Origin of the sequence: Citrobacter sp. Cpo103, assembly GCF_030332605.1 — a bacterium.
In the GTDB taxonomy this organism is placed as follows: Bacteria; Pseudomonadota; Gammaproteobacteria; order Enterobacterales; family Enterobacteriaceae; genus Citrobacter; species Citrobacter portucalensis.
In genome coordinates, this window is record NZ_JAOWHO010000024.1 from 1 (window position 1) to 20,531 (window position 20,531).

Below are 20,531 nucleotides of genomic sequence, written 5' to 3' on the forward strand. Positions count from 1 at the left end.
TTGACCTGCTCCCCGTTGATTAGTACACCCCGATGTTAGTAATGTCTTCATAAGCCACATGAGGACATCCCCATGAAGAAGCGTTTTTCCGACGAACAGATCATCAGTATTCTCCGCGAAGCCGAAGCTGGGGTACCCGCCCGTGAACTCTGCCGCAAGCATGCCATTTCCGATGCCACGTTTTACACCTGGCGTAAGAAGTATGGCGGTATGGAGGTGCCTGAAGTTAAGCGCCTGAAGTCGCTTGAGGAAGAGAACACCAGACTCAAGAAGCTGCTTGCCGAAGCCATGCTGGATAAAGAGGCGCTTCAGGTGGCTCTTGGGCGAAAGTACTGACGACAGACCAGAAGCGGGAAACCGTGATGTTGATGTGTGATGCGACCGGTCTGTCGCAACGTCGTGCCTGCAGGCTTACAGGTTTATCCCTGTCGACCTGCCGCTATGAGGCTCACCGTCCGGCTGCTGATGCGCATTTATCAGGGCGCATCATTGAGCTGGCACTGGAGCGCAGGCGTTTTGGCTACCGTCGTATTTGGCAGTTGCTGCGCCGTGAAGGGCTTCATGTTAATCATAAGCGCGTGTACCGGCTTTATCACCTCAGTGGCCTGGGCGTAAAACGCAGAAGACGTCGTAAAGGGCTGGCAACAGAACGTCTGCCGCTGCTCCGTCCGGCGGCGCCCAATCTGACCTGGTCGATGGATTTCGTCATGGACGCACTTTCCACCGGTCGCAGGATCAAGTGTCTTACCTGCGTCGATGATTTCACAAAGGAATGCCTGACGGTCACTGTTGCCTTTGGGATTTCAGGCGTTCAGGTCACGCGTATTCTGGACAGCATTGCACTGTTTCGAGGCTATCCGGCGACGATAAGAACTGACCAGGGGCCGGAGTTCACTTGCCGTGCACTGGATCAATGGGCCTTTGAGCATGGTGTTGAGTTGCGCTTAATCCAGCCGGGCAAGCCAACGCAGAACGGATTTATTGAGAGCTTTAACGGACGATTTCGCGATGAATGTTTGAATGAGCACTGGTTCAGCGATATCGTTCATGCCAGGAAAATTATTAATGACTGGCGGCAGGATTATAACGAATGCCGCCCGCACTCCACGCTGAATTATCAGACACCGTCTGAATTTGCAGCGGGCTGGAGAAAGGGTCATTCTGAGAATGAAGATTCCGACGTTACTAACTGAGTGTTGTATCTAATCGTGGGGGCAGGTCAATCTGAACCGATATGATCTTCTCTTGCTCAGGGTCATGACTAGACTCAGAACCAAAAGCTATAGGCTCGCCCTGAAAACCAGGTTTTGTATATTTTTTCAAAAGCTCATTCCAACCCTTCTGGGCCTGGAACATAACTTCTTGCTTTCCATCGTTCTGATTTCTCAGGAATGACTGGTCATTCCAATATTTATAATCCCTCTGGAAAGCGGTGACTACCTGTTCCGGAGTATTTGCCAGTAAGTCCTCAGCGCTTAAAAATCCAACGCTTAACACAACTAATTTAATCAACAGATGTCTCAACAAGTTCACCCATATTTGGTATGCTTTAAAGCAGTGTCTCGCAAGGGACTTTTTGAAGTCAACTTAATTAATAGCTGCACAACCAGGATGATTGAACTGTATAGATTCCGAGCATGCCTGACAGTAGTTAGCAACCAGGAAACATTCCCCTCGTTCTTCATTTAAACATTCTGGGGGAAAACATCGAGCCTTTCTCCCCTTTGATGTAGTGCTACTCTTTAAGCAAACCAACTTTGAGGGTATTGCTGATGATGTTGACCCGCCATCTGCTACAGCAAAAAATCACACTTCTGGAACCGTTCTCCGAAGATCAAACGGCAGCGTTTGCCGTGAGTGCTGCACGTGAGTTATTACTTTACATGGATAAAATTGAGGTGCTGGAGAAAATTATTGCGACTCCAGTTACACTACCTTATTGCAGCGCAAGTCCGGTTTGCGAGATTGAGGCGGGCTATGCCGCAGGCGTAAACGACTGCCGCGAGGCCATCCGGCGGGCAGGATATCCTATCGAAGGTGATGATTAGTTTGCGTTTATGTTAACAAATATGTGATTTTATTGTATAAATATGTAACCTAAGCGCGCGACTGCGGGCTACATCAACTTACCTGCTTCGGAGTGGCAAACATTCTCTATCAACGTACAACGCTGTTATGCAACAACATAAACGGGTAACCGATTTGGCAATACTGTTAACTATCAGGGTGGACTCGTGAAGATTGTGCAGGATAAGCTCAGAAACAGGCAGGCACTGCTGGTATCAGGGCTCATTACGTTGATATTTACTTCGTTGTTTCTGTTTATTATTTATGAACAGCGAATGGCCGCTGCCAGCGAAGGTGTCAACCGCCTGCAAGCGCGCATGATGGACATTTTTAACGATAACGAGCTGATCGCCGATGCGATTGGTGAGCGTTATCACCATATCAAAACGGGGGAACAATGCGGCGATATTTCAAAATTTGTTCTCCGGGATGAGGATGAATGGGGAATTAACGCCGATCCAAAGCGACTGCATTCGGCGACGGGGACAATGGTTGCCCAGCAAACCAGTCACAACGCGCTGTGTATGTATACGGCGGCTGAATTTATTCGCGGTATGGTCAATGAGCTAAACCCGGGCAGCTTCGATGCACATCGTTATATCATCGCCAAAAATTCAGATTATTTTTACTGGTTTATGGCTTCCGATTCACGCAATTTCAGTTTCTCAAATTCTGAAATGGCGCGGGATATCACTCAATTTTTCTACCCGCCCGTCGATTTCTATACCCGATTACTGCAAAAAAACGTCAAAAACAAAGCCCTAAGTTCGACGAATTTTTATACCGATAAAATTACCGGTGAAAAAGCTTACAGCGTGGTGAGTTATATCTACGATCTGTCTGGCAAAGAGATATCAGACCAAATCGTAGCCTATCTGGTCTATGACCATTCAAAGCCCGAATTGCAGGAAGCGTTAGCCCAGGCATTTGACAACCAAATTCCACCGGAGCTGAACGTGGAGTTGGTGAATTTAACAAACCATGAGAGTCTCTGTTTATCCGGCAAATGTACAAGTCAATCCCGCTTTATGGTGCGCAATTTTTCGGAGAAATATGCACTGCACTATTCGCTATCATTAGGTCGTTTTATGGTACGCGACACACATGCTGGGATCGTGATTCTGCTGGCGCCGTTCTTTTTCATCATGATCAGTTTCTCACTCAAATCATGGCTGAATGAAAGCGACCTCAAGGTTTATATCGATACTCTGACCGGCTGTTTTAACCGCCGAATACTCGACATTATCAAGCGCCGGGATTTATCACACTGTTCGGTGGTGCTACTGGACTGCAATAAATTCAAGGCCGTCAATGATACCTGGGGCCACGCGGCAGGCGATCGCGCGCTGCAAATTATCGCCAACAGGATGCTGTCAAACACCCGCACCAGCCACGATATTGTGATTCGTACCGGCGGGGATGAATTTATGATCCTGCTGTTTCGATCGCAGGCAACTGACGCTATAGCAATCGCGCAACGTATTAGCGGGCAGGTGACCAGTCATGTGTTCGTTGTGGACGGCCATACCGTGCCATTGTCAGTATCGTGGGGAATTGCAGAGGTGAACGATGAACTGGATGTGGCCATTCAGAATGCGGATAGCGCTATGTATAGAATGAAGCACACGAAAGAAGGGTGAAACCGCCAGCTGTCACTGGCGGTTGATTTAACTTACTGCTGGGTGGCGGTTTTCATCGCGCTGACAAACGCTTTCAGCTCAGCCAGCATCTGATCCGGTGCCGCAACATTTTTCTCAATGATCTTCACAATTGCCGAGCCGGAAATTGCGCCGGCAGCACCGGCTTCAATAGCACCAGCGACCTGTTCAGGCGCAGAAATACCAAAGCCCTGTAAAGAAGGCGGAGCATCATATTGTTTCAGCTTTTCAACCAGATGATACAGCGGTAATGCCGCACGATTTTCTGCACCGGTCACACCTGCACGTGAAAGCAGATAAGTGTAGCCACGGCCATAAGAGGCAATCTGGCGTAGCAGTTCTTCATCAGCGTTCGGAGGGCAGATGAAAATTGGTGCAATATTGTGGCGGAGCGCTGCAGTTCTGAATGGAGCTGACTCCTCAACAGGCACATCGGCCACTAACACAGAATCCACACCCACTTTTTCGCACTGGGCGTAAAACTCGTCAATGCCCTTGCTGAAGACCAGGTTGGCATACATCAGCAACCCAATGGGAATCGTCGGATGCTTCTGGCGAATCAGCGCCAGCATTTCAAAGCATTGCGACGGTGTAACGCCGGCGGCAAACGCTCGCAGGGTGGCTTCCTGTATGGTCGGACCGTCTGCCAGCGGATCGGAGAACGGAATGCCGAGCTCAAGCGCGTCGGCACCGGCTTCAATCAGCGTATCAATGATTTTCAGTGACTGCTCAACAGACGGATCGCCCAGGGTTACGAAGGGGACAAAAGCGCCTTCTTTGCGGTCCTTCAGCTGTGCAAACAGGTTTTTGTAACGTTCCATCAGATTTCCCCTCGCGCTTTCAGAATATCGTGTACGGTGAAAATGTCTTTGTCGCCGCGACCGGAGAGATTAACCACCAGTAACTGCTCTTTTTCCGGATTCTCACGCATCATTTTCAACGCGTGCGCCAGGGCATGGGAGGACTCCAGTGCCGGAATAATTCCCTCGTGCAGACACAGCGTTTTGAAGGCTTCCAGTGCTTCATCATCGGTGATTGAAACATAATCAGCGCGACCAATGCTGTTCAGGTACGCATGCTGTGGCCCAACTGACGGGAAGTCCAGCCCTGCAGAAATAGAGTAAGACTCTTCGATCTGTCCCTCTTCAGTCTGCATCATTGGGGACTTCATGCCGAAGTAAATCCCGACACGACCATGCTTCAACGGTGCGCCGTGCTCTCCAGACTCAATTCCGTGACCGCCCGGCTCTACGCCAATCAGACCTACGCTGGTTTCATTAATAAAATCGGCGAACATACCGATGGCGTTAGAACCGCCGCCCACGCAGGCGATAACGGCGTCCGGCAGACGGCCTTCTTTTTCCAGAATCTGCGCCTTGGTTTCTTCACCGATCATGCGCTGGAACTCACGCACAATGGTCGGGAAGGGGTGTGGACCAGCCGCCGTACCGAGCATGTAGTGCGCGGTATCGTAGCTGCCAGACCAGTCGCGAAGCGCTTCGTTACAGGCATCTTTCAGTGTTGCGGAACCGCTGTGAACGGGGATAACTTCAGCGCCCATCAAACGCATACGGAAAACGTTAGGCGACTGACGTTCAACATCTTTCGCACCCATGTAAATACGGCATTTCAACCCCAGCAGTGCGCTGGCGAGAGCAGATGCAACACCGTGCTGACCCGCGCCTGTTTCGGCGATGATTTCCGTTTTACCCATGCGCTTCGCCAGCAACGCCTGACCCAGCACCTGGTTGGTTTTGTGCGCGCCGCCGTGCAGTAAATCTTCACGCTTGAGATACAGCGTTGTGTTGGTGCCTTGAGTAATGTTCTGGCACTTGGTCAGTGCGGTTGGGCGACCCGCATAGTTTTTCAGCAGGTCTGTAAACTGGGCCTGAAATTCAGGATCTTTTTGCGCGCTGACAAAAGCTTCTTCCAGCTGGCGCAGGGCAGGCATCAGAATCTGTGGCACATACATACCGCCAAATTCGCCAAAGTACGGATTGAGTAATGTTGTCATGTCCTTTTCCTTAATATGCGCGCAGCGTCTGAAAGACCGAAGCCAGAAGACGTGCATCTTTGATGCCCGGCTGTGACTCTACGCCAGAATTGAAATCGAGACCGGCACAGCCGGTTTTTGCTGCGTCAACGCAGTTATCTGCACCAAGTCCGCCTGCCAGTAAAACGTTATCCAGCGATTGTCCGCCTAAAAGTGACCAGTCGAAGCGTTGACCGCTGCCGCCCTGGCCGTTGTCGAAGACGTATTTATCGACATGCTGATAATCACGGGCTGGCAACGTCTCGCTGACGCTGAGCGCCTTCCAGATTTGTACCTGTGCGGGCAGCACCTCGCGCAGGGCGTCAACATAGACCTGGTCTTCGTTACCGTGCAGTTGCACTGCAGCTAGTCCCAGCTCCGCCGCTGTTGCGCTCACGTCGGTAATATCTGAGTTGCGAAACACCCCGACGTATTGCAGCGGCGCGCCGGTCATGACCTCTCGCGCTTGTTCAACGTTGACCGCGCGCGGTGATGTGGGGACAAAAATCACGCCGCCGTAAATGGCACCCGCTTCGTATGCCGCATTTGCATCCTGAGCCCGGGTTAAACCGCAGACTTTATTCTCGCCGAGCAGTACGCGACGCACGGCGGCGTGCAAATCATCATGCGACATCAGCGCGGAGCCAATCAGAAAACCGTTGGCGAAGTGGCTGAGCTCGCGCACCTGACCATAGGTGTTGATCCCGGACTCGCTGATGACGGTAACACCGTGACCCAGTCGCGGTGCCAGTTGACGGGTACGATTCAGATCAATCGACAGGTCTCGTAAATCACGGTTGTTGATACCAACGACTTTGGCGCCCAGTGCGATAGCACGCTCCAGCTCTTCTTCGTTGCTGACTTCGGTCAGTACGCCCATTTTCAGACTGTGGGCGACGGCGGCGAGTTGACGATATTGCTCATCATTGAGCACCGACAGCATCAATAAACAGGCGTCCGCCTGGTAGAAACGTGCCAGGTAAATCTGGTAAGGATCGATAATAAAGTCCTTGCACAGAATCGGCTGCGGTGCGATGCGGCTGACGATGGGCAGGAAATCAAAGCTCCCCTGGAAATACTTCTCATCGGTCAGTACAGAGATCGCGGAAGCATAATGTTTATAGACGCCAGCAATTTGTGCCGGGTCGAAATCATCACGGATCACGCCTTTTGATGGAGATGCCTTTTTGCACTCCAGAATAAAGGCGGTGCGCGCACCTTGCAGCGCATCGTAGAAATCACGTGAGCCAGGCTGAACATCATTTTGAAAGCTGGCCAGCGGTTGTTGCTGTTTACGGGCTTCTACCCAAATCGCCTTGTCTGCGACAATTTTCGCTAAAACGGTTTGCATCATTTACCCTCTTGCTGCCAGTGCAGTAACGCGGTCATAGGCCGCACCGCTACGCAGTACATTAATCACGGTTTGCGCATTGGCTTTTAAATCTTCTTCACCGTGCAGGCGCATTAACATGGCGACATTTGCGGCAACAGCAGCCTCATGAGCGGCTTCACCTTTACCTTGTAACAAGCGACTAAGAATGTCACGGTTTTCTTCCGGCGTGCCGCCAGCCAGCTGTTCCTGGTGGTAAGGCGTCAGACCAAAGTCTTCTGCCGTCAGTTGATAACTCTTGATTTCCCCATCGTGCAGCTCTGCCACAATGGTCGGCGCATGCAGCGAAACTTCGTCCATGCCACCACTGTGCACCACGGCTGCTCGTTGATATCCCAGCACGCGCAGCGTCTCGGCAATGGGTAGCACCAGTTCCGGGCTGTAAACGCCGATCAGCGCCAGCGGCGGATGCGCCGGGTTAATCAACGGGCCGAGCACGTTAAACAGCGTGCGGGTTTTCAACTGCTGGCGTACTGGCATGGCATGGCGAAAACCGGTGTGATATTTCGGCGCAAACAGGAAGCACACCCCGAGGTCGTCTAGCGCCTGACGGGATTTATCAGCGTTCATATCCAGATTGATGCCAAATGCCGCTAACAGATCCGAAGAGCCAGACTTGCTGGAGACGCTGCGGTTGCCGTGTTTGGCAACTTTCAGTCCGCAAGCCGCCGCAACAAAGGCGCTGGCGGTAGAAATATTGATACTGTTGCTGCCGTCACCGCCGGTACCGACAATATCGGCAAACAGATAATCAGGGCGCGGGAACGGGGCTGCGTTTTCCAGCAGCGCGGTTGCCGCACCGGCAATTTCATTCGGGTGTTCGCCACGAATTTTCATGCTTACCAGCGCCGCAGCCAGTTGTTCCGGTTTCAGTTCACCGCGTACCACGGCAGAGAACAGCTGGTGGCTTTCCTGCTGGGACAGCGTTTGGGCCTGATACAGTTTCTCCAGAATGGGTTGCAGCGTATTGGTTTGTTCAAGCTTCTGTTGCGCCCAGGCCAGCGTTTGTTCCAGCAATCGCGCGCCCTGGGTGGTCAGAATTGACTCCGGATGGAACTGGAAGCCGCAGACGCGATCGGTATCGTGACGTACCGCCATCACCATGCCGTTAAAGTGGGCGTTAATGGTCAATCCTGCAGGTACGTTGCTGCCAACCAGTGAATGATAGCGTGCCACCGGCAGCGGATTCGCCAGACCGGCAAACATCGCCTGACCGTCGTGTTCAATGCTGGACGCTTTGCCGTGCAGGATCTCTCCGGCCTGACCCACATATCCACCATAGGCTTCAACAATGGCCTGGTGTCCCAGACAAATACCGATGATTGGCAGCTTGCCGCGCAGGCGGGTTAATAGCTCCGGCATGCAACCTGCTTCGCTTGGCGCACCTGGGCCTGGAGAGAGCATCAGCACCGGATTTTTCATCGTTGCTAAGCGGTCAATCAACGTCTGGGCCGGAATATGGTTGCGGTAAATCACCACGTTGTGACCATTAGTACGCAGCTGATCCGCCAGGTTATAGGTAAAAGAGTCGATATTATCGAGCAGCAGAATGTCAGCCATTAGAAGGTCTCCTGTGCGTGGTGCGCGGTGGCGATAGCACGCAGAACCGCGCGCGCTTTATTACGGGTTTCATCGGCTTCAGACTGCGGTACAGAATCCAGAACAATCCCGGCACCGGCTTGTACGGTGGCAATACCGTCTTCCACGAGGGCGGAGCGAATGACAATACAGGTATCCAGATCGCCATGCGCCGTGAAGTAACCTACCGCACCGCCGTAGCTGCCACGGCGACGACCCTCTGCCTCGGCGATAAGCTGCATGGCGCGAACTTTTGGCGCTCCGCTTAACGTGCCCATATTCATACAGGCGCGGTAAGCGTGCAGCACATCCAGATCGCTACGCAATTCGCCGACCACGCGCGAAACCAGGTGCATAACGAAGGAGTAACGATCGACCTTGGTGAGGTCAGCAACATAGCGGCTGCCAGGCGTACAGATGCGCGCCAGGTCGTTACGCGCAAGGTCAACCAGCATCAGGTGCTCAGAAAGCTCTTTATGGTCGGTACGCATCTCCAGCTCGATACGGCTGTCGAGATCGCGATCAAGCGAACCGTCCGCACGACGACCGCGCGGGCGAGTACCAGCAATCGGGTAGATCTCAATCTGGCGGCTGGTGGCATCGTATTTCAGCGAGCTTTCCGGGGAGGCGCCAAACAGCGTGAAATCGTTGTCCTGCATGAAAAACATGTATGGGCTGGGGTTACTTTTCTTCAGCACATAGTAGGCCGCCAGCGGAGATGGGCAGGGCAGCGAGAAACGGCGGGATGGCACCACCTGGAAAATTTCGCCCGCGCGAATCGCCTTTTGCATGCCACGTACTACGGCGCCAAACTCTTCATCGCTCTGATTGCACTCGCAGCGCATCTGTGGGACTTCAGTGACCGGCAATGGCGGCGCAGGCTCGGTAAGCTGCTGGCTCAACTGCGCCAGACGAGCGTTAATACGCTGTTTTTCAGCATCATTGGGGGTAAAAATACTGGCCTGAATACGGGTGCTTTTTTTCTGGTGGTCGATAACCATCAGCGTTTCTGCCAGATAGAAGCAATAGTCAGGGCAACGGTTGCCCGCTTCAAGCTGTGGCAACTCTTCAAAACCCGCAACCAGATCGTAAGAAAACAGACCGCCGAAGAACATCGCTTCACGTTCTTGCGCTGGAACATTCACCAGCTCCTGCAGTAAGCGAAAAGCGTCAAATACGGAAAGAGAACATAAGCGGGCGTCTTCATCCAGCAGCGGGCTGACGGCGGGGAATCGCAGATGACGACCATTCGGCTGTTGTTCGTTCTCAACGCCAGCGGGCAGGGCAGCATCCAGCAGGGGCAGCAGCGATGCGCCGTTTGCGGACAACGCCTGAATAGTGACAGTGTCACCTAGAGCGGTAATGCGTAATGCGCTGTCGACCAGCAGCAGGCTCTTCAGATCGTCTTTGCTGTCGATATCTGCAGATTCCAGCAGCAGTGTTGCTGGACGTGCGCCACACACCTGATGAAACAGCGCCGTCGGATTCTCTCGGTAGGCGGCATCGCAGGCAAGCAGTTCGAGTGTCGGTTTTTGAGTTTGCATCGTTATTCTCATTAATTTTGTTCAAAAAAAAGCCCGCTCATTTTGCGGGCCGGGTATCTGGTTGCATATTGCAGACGTAAGACACTGCCCGAAATCAGGAAGTGCGCCACCAACCGTGCAGAACAAATGTTGCTTTCATCTCAGATACCTTCTTCATGTGAACTTGCGTACTAGTTAACTAGTTCAATGGAATAAAGTCAACACCTGATTTCAGTATATTTGTCGAAACCGCTATGATGGGCGTGATACGACATTTATTGAAACGGGAGCCGCCTTGAGCGACACGAATTACGCAGTGATTTATGACCTGCACAGTCATACTACAGCCTCCGATGGGCGGTTAACGCCAGAAGCCTTAGTACACCGTGCGGTAGAGATGCGAGTCGGTACACTGGCGATCACCGATCATGACACCACGGCCGGCATTGCGGCGGCAAGAGAAGAAATTTCACGTTCAGGTTTAGCCTTAAATTTAATCCCTGGCGTCGAGATATCAACGGTCTGGGAAAACCATGAGATCCATATAGTGGGTCTGAACATTGATATCGCCCATCCCATGATGTGTGAGTTTCTGGCGCAACAAACGGAACGTCGTCAGCAGCGTGCGCGCCTGATTGCCGAACGACTCGACAAAGCGCATATCCCCGGCGCGTGGGAAGGGGCGTTACGCCTGGCTGATGGCGGGGCGGTTACGCGGGGCCATTTTGCGCGTTTCCTGATGGAATGCGGAAAAGCCACAACCATGGCGGATGTCTTTAAAAAATATCTTGCCCGTGGGAAAACCGGTTACGTTCCGCCACAGTGGTGTACAATAGAACAAGCTATTGATGTCATTCATCATTCTGGCGGTAAGGCTGTTCTGGCTCATCCTGGGCGGTACGATCTTAGCGCTAAGTGGCTGAAAAGACTGGTTGCGCATTTTGCTGAACATCGCGGCGACGCGATGGAAGTAGCACAGTGCCAGCAGTCTCCCAATGAACGCACCCATCTGGCGACGCTTGCGCGTTCGCATCAACTGTGGGCATCGCAAGGGTCTGATTTTCATTTACCCTGCCCATGGATTGAGTTGGGTCGTAAACTTTGGTTGCCCGCAGGCGTAGAAGGCGTCTGGCAACTTTGGGAGCAGCCCGAGATCACAGAGAGGAAAGTATGAGCCAGTTTTTTTATATTCATCCCGAAAACCCGCAGCAGCGACTGATCAATCAGGCCGTTGAAATCGTGCGTAAAGGTGGGGTGATCGTCTATCCAACCGATTCCGGCTATGCGTTGGGCTGCAAAATTGAAGATAAAGGCGCCATGGAGCGAATTTGCCGCATTCGTCACCTGCCGGACGGGCACAACTTTACGCTGATGTGTCGTGACTTGTCTGAACTGTCGACCTATTCGTTTGTCGACAACGTGGCCTTTCGTTTAATTAAAAACAACACGCCGGGTAACTACACCTTCATCCTGAAAGGAACGAAAGAAGTTCCGCGCCGTTTGTTGCAGGAAAAACGTAAGACCATCGGCCTGCGTGTGCCATCGAATCCGATTGCGCTGGCGCTGCTGGAAGCACTGGGTGAGCCGATGCTCTCTACATCGCTGATGCTGCCGGGCAGTGAATTTACTGAGTCAGACCCGGAAGAGATTAAAGACCGTCTGGAAAAACTGGTGGATTTGATTATCCACGGTGGCTATCTCGGTCAGCAGCCGACCACGGTCATCGATTTAACCGACGATTCCCCGGTGGTGTTACGTGAAGGCGTCGGCGACGTTAAACCTTTCTTATAAGGGCGCGAACCGCTATACTACGCGGCCTTAAAATGGCGCTGACTGGCGCCGTTGATTCTCCTGTTCGACGCCTGTGAAGGCGACATCTAAAGGAAGCTCTATGAGCGAAAAGTTACAAAAAGTGCTGGCGCGCGCTGGCCACGGTTCTCGCCGTGAAATCGAATCTATTATTGCCGCGGGTCGCGTGAGCGTTGATGGCAAAATTGCCACGCTCGGCGATCGCGTTGAAGTCACTCCGGGTCTGAAAATCCGTATCGACGGTCATCTGATTTCGGTTAAAGAGTCTGCGGAGCAAATCTGCCGCGTTCTGGCCTATTACAAGCCAGAAGGTGAACTGTGTACCCGTAACGACCCGGAAGGTCGTCCGACCGTGTTCGATCGTTTACCAAAACTGCGTGATGCGCGCTGGATTGCCGTAGGGCGTCTGGACGTGAATACCTGCGGTTTACTGCTGTTTACCACCGATGGTGAACTGGCTAACCGTCTGATGCACCCAAGCCGTGAAGTTGAACGTGAATATGCGGTACGTGTGTTTGGTCAGGTTGATGATGCAAAACTGCGCGATCTGAGTCGTGGCGTACAGCTGGAAGATGGTCCGGCGGCATTTAAAACGATCAAGTTCAGCGGTGGTGAAGGGATCAACCAGTGGTATAACGTCACGCTGACCGAAGGGCGTAACCGTGAAGTCCGTCGCCTGTGGGAAGCTGTAGGTGTGCAGGTAAGCCGTCTTATTCGTGTTCGTTACGGTGATATCCCGCTGCCGAAAGGCCTGCCGCGTGGTGGCTGGACCGAGCTTGACCTCGCGCAGACCAACTATCTGCGTGAACTGGTGGAGCTGAAGCCGGAAACGACATCTAAAGTTGCCGTCGAGAAAGATCGTCGTCGCATGAAGGCAAATCAGATCCGTCGTGCGGTGAAGCGCCACTCACAGGTCGGTAGCAGCCGTCGTCCGGGTGGCCGTAGCAACAACGGTTAATCATGACCAGGCCTGATAAGCAAAGCGCTATCAGGCGTTAGCGTGGAGCCGGATGCGGCGCAAGCGCCTTATCCGGCCTGGTGTCAGTAATCGATCCCTATCTGGGCCTTCACGCCCGCTTCAAACGCATGCTTGACCGGGCGCAGCTCGCTGACCGTATCCGCTAACTCCAGAATATCGCGATGACATCCACGGCCGGTGATAATCACCGTTTGATGGGCAGGGCGCGCGTTTAGGGCAGTGATGACCTCTTCAAGCGGCAGATAGTCGTATGCCACCATATAGGTCAGCTCGTCCAGCACCACCATATCCAGTTCATCGTCGGCCAGCATCCGCTTGCCGTGTTCCCACACGGCCATACAGGCCGCGGTGTCGGACTCACGGTTTTGCGTTTCCCAGGTAAATCCTGTTGCCATAACCTGAAACTCTACGCCGTGGGGTTCAAGTAAGTTACGTTCTCCGTTTGGCCACGTACCTTTAATAAATTGTACGACACCGACTTTTTTACCGTGGCCCACCGCGCGTGTTGCGGTACCGAATGCGGCGGTGGTTTTACCCTTACCATTTCCGGTGAACACGATGATGATCCCGCGCTCGTCCGTAGCGGCGGCAACGCGTGCGTCAACCCGATCTTTTACGCGCTGTTGACGTTGCTGATAGCGTTCTTCACTCATTGGGCAATTCCTGGTTTACGGCCCGGCTGGGCGTCAAAAGTCATACCGGTTTTACGGCGGCTGTCATCGCCCATCAGCCACAGGTAGAGCGGCATAATATCGGCGGGAGTTTTCAATTTTTGTGGATCTTCCGTGGGGAATGCGCTGGCTCGCATGCCAGTACGTGTTCCACCAGGATTGATACAGTTTACGCGCAGATGACGGTTTTGATACTCATCAGCCAGCACCTGCATCATCCCTTCGGTAGCAAATTTTGAGGTGGCATATGCTCCCCAATTGGCGCGTCCCTGGCGGCCGACGCTGGAAGAGGTAAAGACCAGCGATCCGGCATCGGATTTGAGTAACAACGGCAGCAATGCCTGAGTCAGCATAAAAGTAGCATTCACATTTACCTGCATTACATCCTGCCAGACCTGCGGGTTTTGTTCACTCATTGGGCAAATATCGCCGAGTAATCCGGCGTTATGCAGTACGCCATCCAGACGCGGGAAATGTGCGGCAATGCGCTGCGCAAGCTGGTGACATTCTTCAGAGGTACAGGTCAGTAAATCCAGTGTAAACCACTGTGGTTGTGTTCCGTTTTCATTGGCGATAGTGCGGGCAACCTGACGCAGTTTTTCTTCGTTACGCCCAAGCAGGATAACGGTCGCGCCATAGCGTGCATAGGTCTGCGCGGCTTCGCGTCCGATACCATCGCTGGCACCGGTGACAAGAATAATGCGGCCCTGTAAAAGGTCTTGTTTAGGTTGGTAATGCACGGCTACTCCTCGGCGACGCCCTGGCCATCTCGTTCGCAATAACTTTTGGGCTTTATGCCTTAAACCCTGTTCTTTTTCAATCAGCCAAAGGCAATAACACCGCAAAATGAACGCTTTGTCATGCTTTTTACTGATTCAGCACTGGATGTATGAAGCAAGACGAGGTGACACGCCTGTTGTACACTGAGCGGAAGTCGCGTTGTTTAACCAAGGTGGGTCTTGTGGAATTGTTGTCTGAATATGGGCTGTTTTTGGCAAAAATTGTCACTGTCGTGGTGGCTATTGCAGTGGTGGTGATGCTGATCGTAAACGCGACACAACGCAAACGTCAGCGTGGGGAATTGCGGGTTATTAACCTCAGCGATCAATATAAAGAGATGAAGGAAGATCTGTCGCTGGCCTTATTGGATGGGCATCAGCAAAAATTCTGGCATAAGGCGCAGAAAAAGAAACAGAAGCTGGAGGCGAAGGCCGCTAAGGCAAAAGCGAAACTGGGTGACAGCACGTCATCTGATAAACCTCGTGTATGGGTGCTTGATTTTAAAGGCAGTATGGATGCCCATGAGGTCAGCGCATTACGCGAAGAGGTGACGGCGGTGCTGGCGGTTGTTAAACCTCAGGATCAGGTGGTGGTTCGTCTGGAAAGCCCTGGTGGTGTGGTACATGGCTATGGCCTGGCTGCATCGCAATTGCAACGTCTGCGCGATAAGCAGATACCGCTAACCGTCACGGTGGATAAAGTCGCTGCGAGCGGCGGATATATGATGGCCTGCGTGGCAGATAAAATTGTCTCGGCGCCGTTTGCTATCGTCGGCTCAATTGGCGTGGTGGCGCAGATCCCGAACTTTAATCGCTTCCTGAAAGGGAAAGATATTGATATCGAACTGCACACCGCCGGACAGTACAAGCGTACGCTGACCTTACTCGGTGAAAACACGGAAGAAGGGCGGCAGAAATTCCGCGAAGATCTGAACGAAACGCATCATCTGTTTAAAGACTTTGTGCATCGCATGCGTCCGACTCTGGACATTGAACAGGTTGCCACGGGTGAACACTGGTTTGGTCAACAGGCGCTGGCAAATGGGCTGGTGGATGAGATCAATACCAGCGATGAGGTGATCCTCGGGCTGATGGAAGGTCGTGAAGTGTTGAACGTTCGCTATCTGCAGCGTAAAAAGCTGATGGATCGTTTTACCGGTAGTGCGGCGGAGAGTGCCGATCGTTTGCTGATGCGCTGGTGGCAGCGGGGGCAGAAGCCACTGATGTAAAATTGTCATTGCCGGATAGCGCTGCTCACATATCCTATCCGGCCTACAAATATGCATCAATGTAGGCTGGATAAGGCGTTGCTGCCATCCGGCAAATTATTTCTCGTATTAATCGATCAAGTGATACTTTTCAGAAAGTACGTGCGCCAGGTGTTTAAACATATTAAACACAGCCGTACTTTTGGGCGTTGGTAGCCCTTGCTCGTCTAAAAAGTAATCTCCGCTGAAAACCAGCACGCCGTTTCGCTGCGTAACGCCGGTGGCGACAATCCCCGCCAGCGTGTCCTCATGCTCACGAATGATTTTGTTGGCTTCAATCAGCAGTGTTTCGCGATCGATGGGTTGAGTGTCTTTATGCATGATTTACTCCTTAAACAAGGACATTAGTCTACGCTGAGCCCGCCTTATGGGCAAATATTCCCTGACATAAATGAAGGTTTTACGACAGTGTTACAACTGGCGAGATTTGTTTTTGCATGCTAATAAAGTTGCGTAACGCATTTTATCAGGTACAGTGTGACGCTTTCGTCAATCTGGCAACAGATTTGCTTGACATTCGACCAATACTTCGTCGTGCTAGAGCGTTTGTGAGCAAAAAAGCCTGTTAACTCAGTTACATGAGAGTTACATTACAAGCGCAAATCAGTTTAAGGGGTTGATATCCGCCGACGCAGAGACTATATCGATGTCTCGTCGCCAGTGGAAGGTGAATCAACGTGCGACGCATTCTGGAAGAATCAAATTAGGTAAAGGTGAATATGGGTAAAGCTCTTGTCATCGTTGAGTCCCCGGCAAAAGCCAAAACGATCAACAAGTATCTGGGTAATGACTACGTGGTGAAATCCAGCGTCGGTCATATCCGTGATTTGCCGACCAGTGGCTCAGCAACTAAAAAGAGCGCCGACTCAACCTCCACCAAAACGGCTAAAAAGCCCAAAAAGGATGAACGTGGCGCTCTCGTCAACCGTATGGGTGTTGACCCGTGGCACAACTGGGATGCGCGCTATGAAGTGCTGCCTGGTAAAGAGAAAGTTGTTTCTGAACTGAAGCAACTGGCTGAAAAAGCCGACCACATCTATCTCGCAACCGACCTTGACCGCGAAGGGGAAGCCATTGCATGGCACCTGCGGGAAGTCATCGGTGGCGACGATACCCGCTACAGCCGCGTGGTGTTTAACGAAATTACCAAAAATGCTATTCGCCAGGCGTTTGAAAAACCGGGCGAGTTGAACATCGATCGTGTTAATGCGCAACAGGCGCGCCGCTTTATGGACCGTGTTGTGGGCTATATGGTGTCGCCACTGCTGTGGAAAAAAATTGCGCGTGGTCTGTCTGCCGGTCGCGTACAGTCTGTGGCTGTGCGTCTGGTGGTTGAGCGTGAACGCGAAATCAAAGCATTTGTTCCAGAAGAGTTCTGGGAAATTGATGCTAACACGACCACGCCGGGCGGCGACGCGTTGCCGCTTGAGGTGACGCATCAAAATGATAAACCGTTCCGTCCTGTAAATCGGGAACAAACGCTTGCCGCTGTTAGCCTGTTGGAAAAAGCGCGCTATAGCGTCCTGGAACGTGAAGATAAACCGACCAGCAGCAAGCCGAGCGCACCGTTCATTACCTCCACGCTACAGCAGGCTGCGAGCACGCGTCTGGGCTTTGGTGTGAAGAAAACCATGATGATGGCGCAGCGCTTGTATGAAGCGGGTTACATCACTTACATGCGTACTGACTCAACCAACCTGAGCCAGGATGCTGTCACCATGGTTCGCGATTACATCAGTGATAATTTTGGCAAAAAATATTTGCCGGAGAGCGCGAACCAGTACGCCAGCAAAGAGAACTCGCAGGAAGCACACGAAGCTATCCGTCCTTCCGATGTCGCCGTACTGGCGGAATCGCTGAAAGATATGGAGGCCGATGCGCAAAAACTGTATCAGCTGATCTGGCGCCAGTTTGTAGCTTGTCAGATGACGCCAGCGAAATATGACTCTACCACCCTGACCGTGGGGGCGGGTGATTTCCGTCTGAAAGCGCGCGGTCGTATTCTGCGCTTCGATGGTTGGACCAAAGTGATGCCCGCGCTGCGTAAGGGCGATGAAGATCGCATCCTACCGGCGGTGGACAAAGGCGATACCTTGACGCTTATCGAGCTGACACCTGCGCAGCACTTCACCAAGCCGCCTGCACGCTTCAGTGAAGCTTCGCTGGTTAAAGAGCTTGAAAAGCGTGGCATTGGTCGTCCATCCACCTATGCGTCGATCATCTCTACGATTCAGGATCGCGGTTATGTTCGCGTTGAAAACCGTCGTTTCTACGCTGAAAAAATGGGTGAAATCGTCACCGATCGTCTGGAAGAAAACTTCCGTGAACTGATGAACTACGATTTTACCGCGCAGATGGAAGACAGCCTCGACCAGGTGGCGAATCACGAAGCCGAATGGAAGGGCGTACTCGACAACTTCTTCACTGATTTTACTCAGCAGCTGGATAAAGCCGAGAAAGATCCTGAAGAGGGCGGTATGCGTCCGAACCAGATGGTACTGACCAGCATTGATTGCCCGACCTGCGGACGCAAGATGGGTATTCGTACTGCCAGCACTGGCGTTTTCCTTGGTTGCTCCGGCTACGCACTTTCCCCGAAAGAGCGTTGCAAAACCACCATCAACCTGGTGCCGGAAAACGAAGTATTGAACGTGCTGGAAGGCGACGACGCGGAAACGAACGCATTGCGCGCCAAACGCCGCTGCCAGAAGTGCGGTACGGCAATGGACAGTTATCTCATCGATCCTAAGCGTAAATTGCATGTGTGTGGTAATAACCCAACCTGCGACGGCTACGAGATCGAAGAGGGTGAATTCCGTATCAAGGGTTATGACGGTCCTATCGTAGAGTGCGAAAAATGTGGTTCTGAAATGCACCTGAAAATGGGACGTTTCGGCAAGTACATGGCGTGTACCAACGACGAGTGTAAAAACACCCGTAAGATCCTGCGTAACGGTGAAGTTGCTCCGCCGAAAGAAGATCCGGTTCCGCTGCCGGAACTGCCGTGTGAAAAATCTGACGCGTATTTCGTGTTACGTGATGGTGCTGCAGGTATCTTCCTTGCGGCCAATACGTTCCCAAAATCACGTGAGACTCGTGCGCCGTTGGTGGAAGAGTTGTATCGCTTCCGCGATCGCCTGCCGGAAAAACTGCGTTATCTGGCAGACGCACCGCAAACTGACCCGGATGGTAACAAGTCCATGGTTCGTTTCAGCCGTAAAACCAAGCAGCAATACGTTGCCGCTGAGAAAGACGGTAAGGCGACTGGCTGGTCCGCGTTCTTCGTTGACGGCAAATGGGTAGAAGGGAAGAAATAACAGCATTCTGGCTGAGTTCCTCCTCAAAGGGTCGCGTAAGCGGCCCTTTTTGTTTATGGCATATTATTTTTTGTCATACCTATACAGCGTACATATAAATGATATAGTGGTTATAGTTAACAAGCTTTTTATTATTAAATCGTATTAGCAGCGCCCACGAGCCTGCACAGAAACGATGATTTGATGGCGCAAATCGGGATGGCATAACATGAAATTACAGCAGCTTCGCTACATCGTTGAGGTGGTGAACCACAACCTTAATGTCTCCTCAACGGCAGAAGGGCTCTATACCTCCCAGCCCGGTATCAGTAAGCAAGTTCGTATGCTGGAAGATGAACTTGGCATCCAGATTTTCGCCCGTAGCGGTAAGCATCTGACCCAGGTTACGCCAGCGGGGCAGGAAGTTATCCGTATTGCGCGCGAAGTACTGTCTAAGGTAGATGCTATTAAGTCCGTTGCTGGCGAACATACCTGGCCGGACAAAGGCTCGCTGTATATTGCCACCACGCACACCCAGGCACGTTACGCATTGCCGAACGTGATTAAAGGTTTTATTGAGCGATATCCTCGAGTTTCATTGCATATGCACCAGGGATCGCCAACGCAAATTGCCGAAGCCGTCTCGAAAGGGAATGCGGATTTTGCTATTGCGACGGAAGCCTTGCACCTGTATGACGACCTGGTGATGTTGCCTTGCTACCACTGGAACCGTTCGATTGTCGTCACGCCGGATCATCCGTTGGCGGGAAAATCTTCGGTTTCTATTGAGGAACTGGCACAGTATCCACTGGTGACCTACACCTTTGGATTTACCGGGCGTTCGGAGCTGGACACCGCGTTTAACCGTGCGGGTCTGGAGCCGCGTATTGTTTTTACCGCGACCGATGCCGATGTTATTAAAACCTATGTCCGTCTGGGTCTCGGCGTGGGTGTAATTGCCAGTATGGCGGTAGATCCTGTTTCCGATCCTGACCTGGTACGTGTGGATGCGCACGATATCTTCAGCCATAGCACCACCAAAATTGGTTTTCGTCGCAGCACCTTCTTACGCAGTTACATGTATGATTTCATTCAACGTTTCGCGCCGCATCTGACGCGTGATGTGGTGGACACGGCGGTGGCGCTGCGTTCCAACGATGATATTGAAGCCATGTTTAAAGATATTAAATTGCCTGAGAAATAATAACGGCTGTAACCTCGTCGGTATCCATAAGCATAAAGCGATACCGACGCAGCGTTTGTATTTAATCATTATTTCTCCCCACATATATTAACCATATATTATTTATGGAAAAAGTTCTCTAAAGTAGTTTCAAATTAGTCAGCTTGCCAAAAATCACTCTCAAATATTCATAATTGATCAAACAATTGATTTATTTATCAGATTGAGTCCGAAAATTAACTGGCTTTTTCTCACCTTTTTTATTAGGATTCCTCCTATCTGATGATTAATTGTACCA

The 20,531-nt window shown here is 51.9% G+C and carries 19 protein-coding genes and 1 other annotated feature; of the genes, 9 read left to right on the plus strand and 10 right to left on the minus strand.

Going from position 1 to position 20,531, the window contains the following annotated elements; all coding sequences use genetic code 11:
* Positions 1 to 72: 72 nt before the first annotated feature.
* Positions 73 to 1,193 (plus strand): IS3-like element ISSen4 family transposase gene (locus tag OGX89_RS06815; RefSeq protein WP_136754148.1). Its coding sequence is split into 2 segments (ribosomal slippage): positions 73 to 331 and positions 331 to 1,193, totalling 1,122 coding nucleotides; the frame shifts between segments, so codons are not numbered across the junction.
* On the opposite strand, the gene OGX89_RS06820 is transcribed toward OGX89_RS06815, so the two are convergent.
* A complete protein-coding gene (locus OGX89_RS06820; RefSeq protein ID WP_286560136.1) occupies positions 1,186 to 1,512 on the minus strand; it encodes a hypothetical protein in 327 nt (108 codons plus the stop codon). The genes OGX89_RS06815 and OGX89_RS06820 overlap by 8 nt on opposite strands.
* 260 nt (positions 1,513 to 1,772) lie before the next feature.
* On the opposite strand from OGX89_RS06820, the gene OGX89_RS06825 reads away from it, so the two are divergent.
* Complete coding sequence (locus OGX89_RS06825; protein WP_063940823.1) at positions 1,773 to 2,048, plus strand: hypothetical protein; 276 nt, start codon at positions 1,773 to 1,775, stop codon at positions 2,046 to 2,048.
* A 186-nt stretch (positions 2,049 to 2,234) separates the two neighbouring features.
* Positions 2,235 to 3,707: a GGDEF domain-containing protein gene (locus tag OGX89_RS06830; RefSeq protein WP_003833346.1), complete on the plus strand. Its 1,473-nt coding sequence runs from the start codon at positions 2,235 to 2,237 to the stop codon at positions 3,705 to 3,707.
* Positions 3,708 to 3,739: 32 nt separating this feature from the next.
* On the opposite strand, the gene trpA is transcribed toward OGX89_RS06830, so the two are convergent.
* The 6 genes from trpA to trpL form a co-directional block, all read right to left on the minus strand.
* Positions 3,740 to 4,546 carry a tryptophan synthase subunit alpha gene (trpA, locus tag OGX89_RS06835; RefSeq protein ID WP_126317892.1) on the minus strand — a complete coding sequence of 269 codons (807 nt, stop codon included), beginning with the start codon at positions 4,544 to 4,546 and terminating at the stop codon, positions 3,740 to 3,742.
* Entirely contained in the window at positions 4,546 to 5,739 is a 1,194-nt protein-coding gene (gene trpB, locus OGX89_RS06840; RefSeq protein ID WP_003020645.1) for a tryptophan synthase subunit beta, read from the minus strand. Before trpB ends, trpA begins: the two co-directional genes overlap by 1 nt.
* A gap of 10 nt (positions 5,740 to 5,749) precedes the next feature.
* Positions 5,750 to 7,111, minus strand: coding sequence for a bifunctional indole-3-glycerol-phosphate synthase TrpC/phosphoribosylanthranilate isomerase TrpF (gene trpCF / locus OGX89_RS06845; RefSeq protein ID WP_370613117.1), 1,362 nt, complete (start codon positions 7,109 to 7,111; stop codon positions 5,750 to 5,752).
* A complete protein-coding gene (gene trpD, locus OGX89_RS06850; RefSeq protein ID WP_003020639.1) occupies positions 7,112 to 8,707 on the minus strand; it encodes a bifunctional anthranilate synthase glutamate amidotransferase component TrpG/anthranilate phosphoribosyltransferase TrpD in 1,596 nt (531 codons plus the stop codon).
* Positions 8,707 to 10,269: an anthranilate synthase component 1 gene (locus tag OGX89_RS06855; protein ID WP_126957507.1), complete on the minus strand. Its 1,563-nt coding sequence runs from the start codon at positions 10,267 to 10,269 to the stop codon at positions 8,707 to 8,709. The genes trpD and OGX89_RS06855 overlap by 1 nt, the downstream gene beginning before the upstream one ends.
* A 23-nt stretch (positions 10,270 to 10,292) precedes the next feature.
* Positions 10,293 to 10,387 (minus strand) — a sequence feature (Trp leader region).
* Positions 10,364 to 10,408, minus strand: a complete 45-nt coding sequence (trpL, locus tag OGX89_RS06860; RefSeq protein ID WP_012905981.1) for a trp operon leader peptide — start codon at positions 10,406 to 10,408, stop codon at positions 10,364 to 10,366. Its footprint overlaps the feature before it by 24 nt.
* Positions 10,409 to 10,543: 135 nt before the next feature.
* Here trpL and rnm point away from each other — a divergent pair, with 135 nt between their 5' ends.
* The 3 genes from rnm to rluB all read left to right on the plus strand — a co-directional run bounded on the left by rnm (position 10,544) and on the right by rluB (position 13,015).
* The gene (rnm, locus tag OGX89_RS06865; protein WP_008784938.1) at positions 10,544 to 11,422 is read left to right on the plus strand and encodes an RNase RNM; all 879 of its coding nucleotides are present in this window, start codon (positions 10,544 to 10,546) and stop codon (positions 11,420 to 11,422) included.
* Positions 11,419 to 12,039, plus strand: coding sequence for an L-threonylcarbamoyladenylate synthase (locus tag OGX89_RS06870; protein ID WP_003833336.1), 621 nt, complete (start codon positions 11,419 to 11,421; stop codon positions 12,037 to 12,039). The genes rnm and OGX89_RS06870 overlap by 4 nt, the downstream gene beginning before the upstream one ends.
* Before the next feature lie 100 nt (positions 12,040 to 12,139).
* A complete protein-coding gene (rluB, locus tag OGX89_RS06875; RefSeq protein ID WP_003020625.1) occupies positions 12,140 to 13,015 on the plus strand; it encodes a 23S rRNA pseudouridine(2605) synthase RluB in 876 nt (291 codons plus the stop codon).
* 83 nt (positions 13,016 to 13,098) lie between these two features.
* On the opposite strand, the gene cobO is transcribed toward rluB, so the two are convergent.
* Both cobO and OGX89_RS06885 read right to left on the minus strand, forming a co-directional pair.
* Entirely contained in the window at positions 13,099 to 13,689 is a 591-nt protein-coding gene (gene cobO, locus OGX89_RS06880) for a cob(I)yrinic acid a,c-diamide adenosyltransferase (protein WP_003833333.1), read from the minus strand.
* On the minus strand, positions 13,686 to 14,447 hold the full coding sequence (locus OGX89_RS06885) for a YciK family oxidoreductase (protein WP_003833331.1): 762 nt from the start codon (positions 14,445 to 14,447) through the stop codon (positions 13,686 to 13,688). The genes cobO and OGX89_RS06885 overlap by 4 nt, the downstream gene beginning before the upstream one ends.
* A gap of 221 nt (positions 14,448 to 14,668) precedes the next feature.
* On the opposite strand from OGX89_RS06885, the gene sohB reads away from it, so the two are divergent.
* A complete protein-coding gene (gene sohB / locus OGX89_RS06890; protein WP_032934465.1) occupies positions 14,669 to 15,715 on the plus strand; it encodes a protease SohB in 1,047 nt (348 codons plus the stop codon).
* A gap of 108 nt (positions 15,716 to 15,823) precedes the next feature.
* Here the strand turns inward: sohB and OGX89_RS06895 are convergent, their stop codons facing one another.
* Positions 15,824 to 16,075 (minus strand): YciN family protein, encoded by a 252-nt coding sequence (locus OGX89_RS06895; protein ID WP_003020616.1) that lies wholly within the window; start codon positions 16,073 to 16,075, stop codon positions 15,824 to 15,826.
* Between the two features lie 398 nt (positions 16,076 to 16,473).
* Here OGX89_RS06895 and topA point away from each other — a divergent pair, with 398 nt between their 5' ends.
* Positions 16,474 to 19,071, plus strand: coding sequence for a type I DNA topoisomerase (topA, locus tag OGX89_RS06900; RefSeq protein ID WP_003833325.1), 2,598 nt, complete (start codon positions 16,474 to 16,476; stop codon positions 19,069 to 19,071).
* 208 nt (positions 19,072 to 19,279) lie between these two features.
* Complete coding sequence (cysB, locus tag OGX89_RS06905) at positions 19,280 to 20,254, plus strand: HTH-type transcriptional regulator CysB (RefSeq protein WP_003020610.1); 975 nt, start codon at positions 19,280 to 19,282, stop codon at positions 20,252 to 20,254.
* Positions 20,255 to 20,531 lie beyond the last annotated feature (277 nt).

What these genes read in the sequence shown, in the direction of transcription:
- trpA (WP_126317892.1), bottom strand. Translation starts at nt 4,546, where the DNA reads ATGGAACGTTACAAAAACCTGTTTGCACAGCTGAAGGACCGCAAAGAA.
- trpCF (WP_370613117.1), bottom strand. Translation starts at nt 7,111, where the DNA reads ATGATGCAAACCGTTTTAGCGAAAATTGTCGCAGACAAGGCGATTTGG.
- topA (WP_003833325.1), top strand. Translation starts at nt 16,474, where the DNA reads ATGGGTAAAGCTCTTGTCATCGTTGAGTCCCCGGCAAAAGCCAAAACG.
- trpB (WP_003020645.1), bottom strand. Translation starts at nt 5,739, where the DNA reads ATGACAACATTACTCAATCCGTACTTTGGCGAATTTGGCGGTATGTAT.
- OGX89_RS06825 (WP_063940823.1), top strand. Translation starts at nt 1,773, where the DNA reads ATGATGTTGACCCGCCATCTGCTACAGCAAAAAATCACACTTCTGGAA.
- cobO (WP_003833333.1), bottom strand. Translation starts at nt 13,689, where the DNA reads ATGAGTGAAGAACGCTATCAGCAACGTCAACAGCGCGTAAAAGATCGG.
- OGX89_RS06870 (WP_003833336.1), top strand. Translation starts at nt 11,419, where the DNA reads ATGAGCCAGTTTTTTTATATTCATCCCGAAAACCCGCAGCAGCGACTG.
- OGX89_RS06855 (WP_126957507.1), bottom strand. Translation starts at nt 10,269, where the DNA reads ATGCAAACTCAAAAACCGACACTCGAACTGCTTGCCTGCGATGCCGCC.
- rluB (WP_003020625.1), top strand. Translation starts at nt 12,140, where the DNA reads ATGAGCGAAAAGTTACAAAAAGTGCTGGCGCGCGCTGGCCACGGTTCT.
- OGX89_RS06895 (WP_003020616.1), bottom strand. Translation starts at nt 16,075, where the DNA reads ATGCATAAAGACACTCAACCCATCGATCGCGAAACACTGCTGATTGAA.
- trpD (WP_003020639.1), bottom strand. Translation starts at nt 8,707, where the DNA reads ATGGCTGACATTCTGCTGCTCGATAATATCGACTCTTTTACCTATAAC.
- cysB (WP_003020610.1), top strand. Translation starts at nt 19,280, where the DNA reads ATGAAATTACAGCAGCTTCGCTACATCGTTGAGGTGGTGAACCACAAC.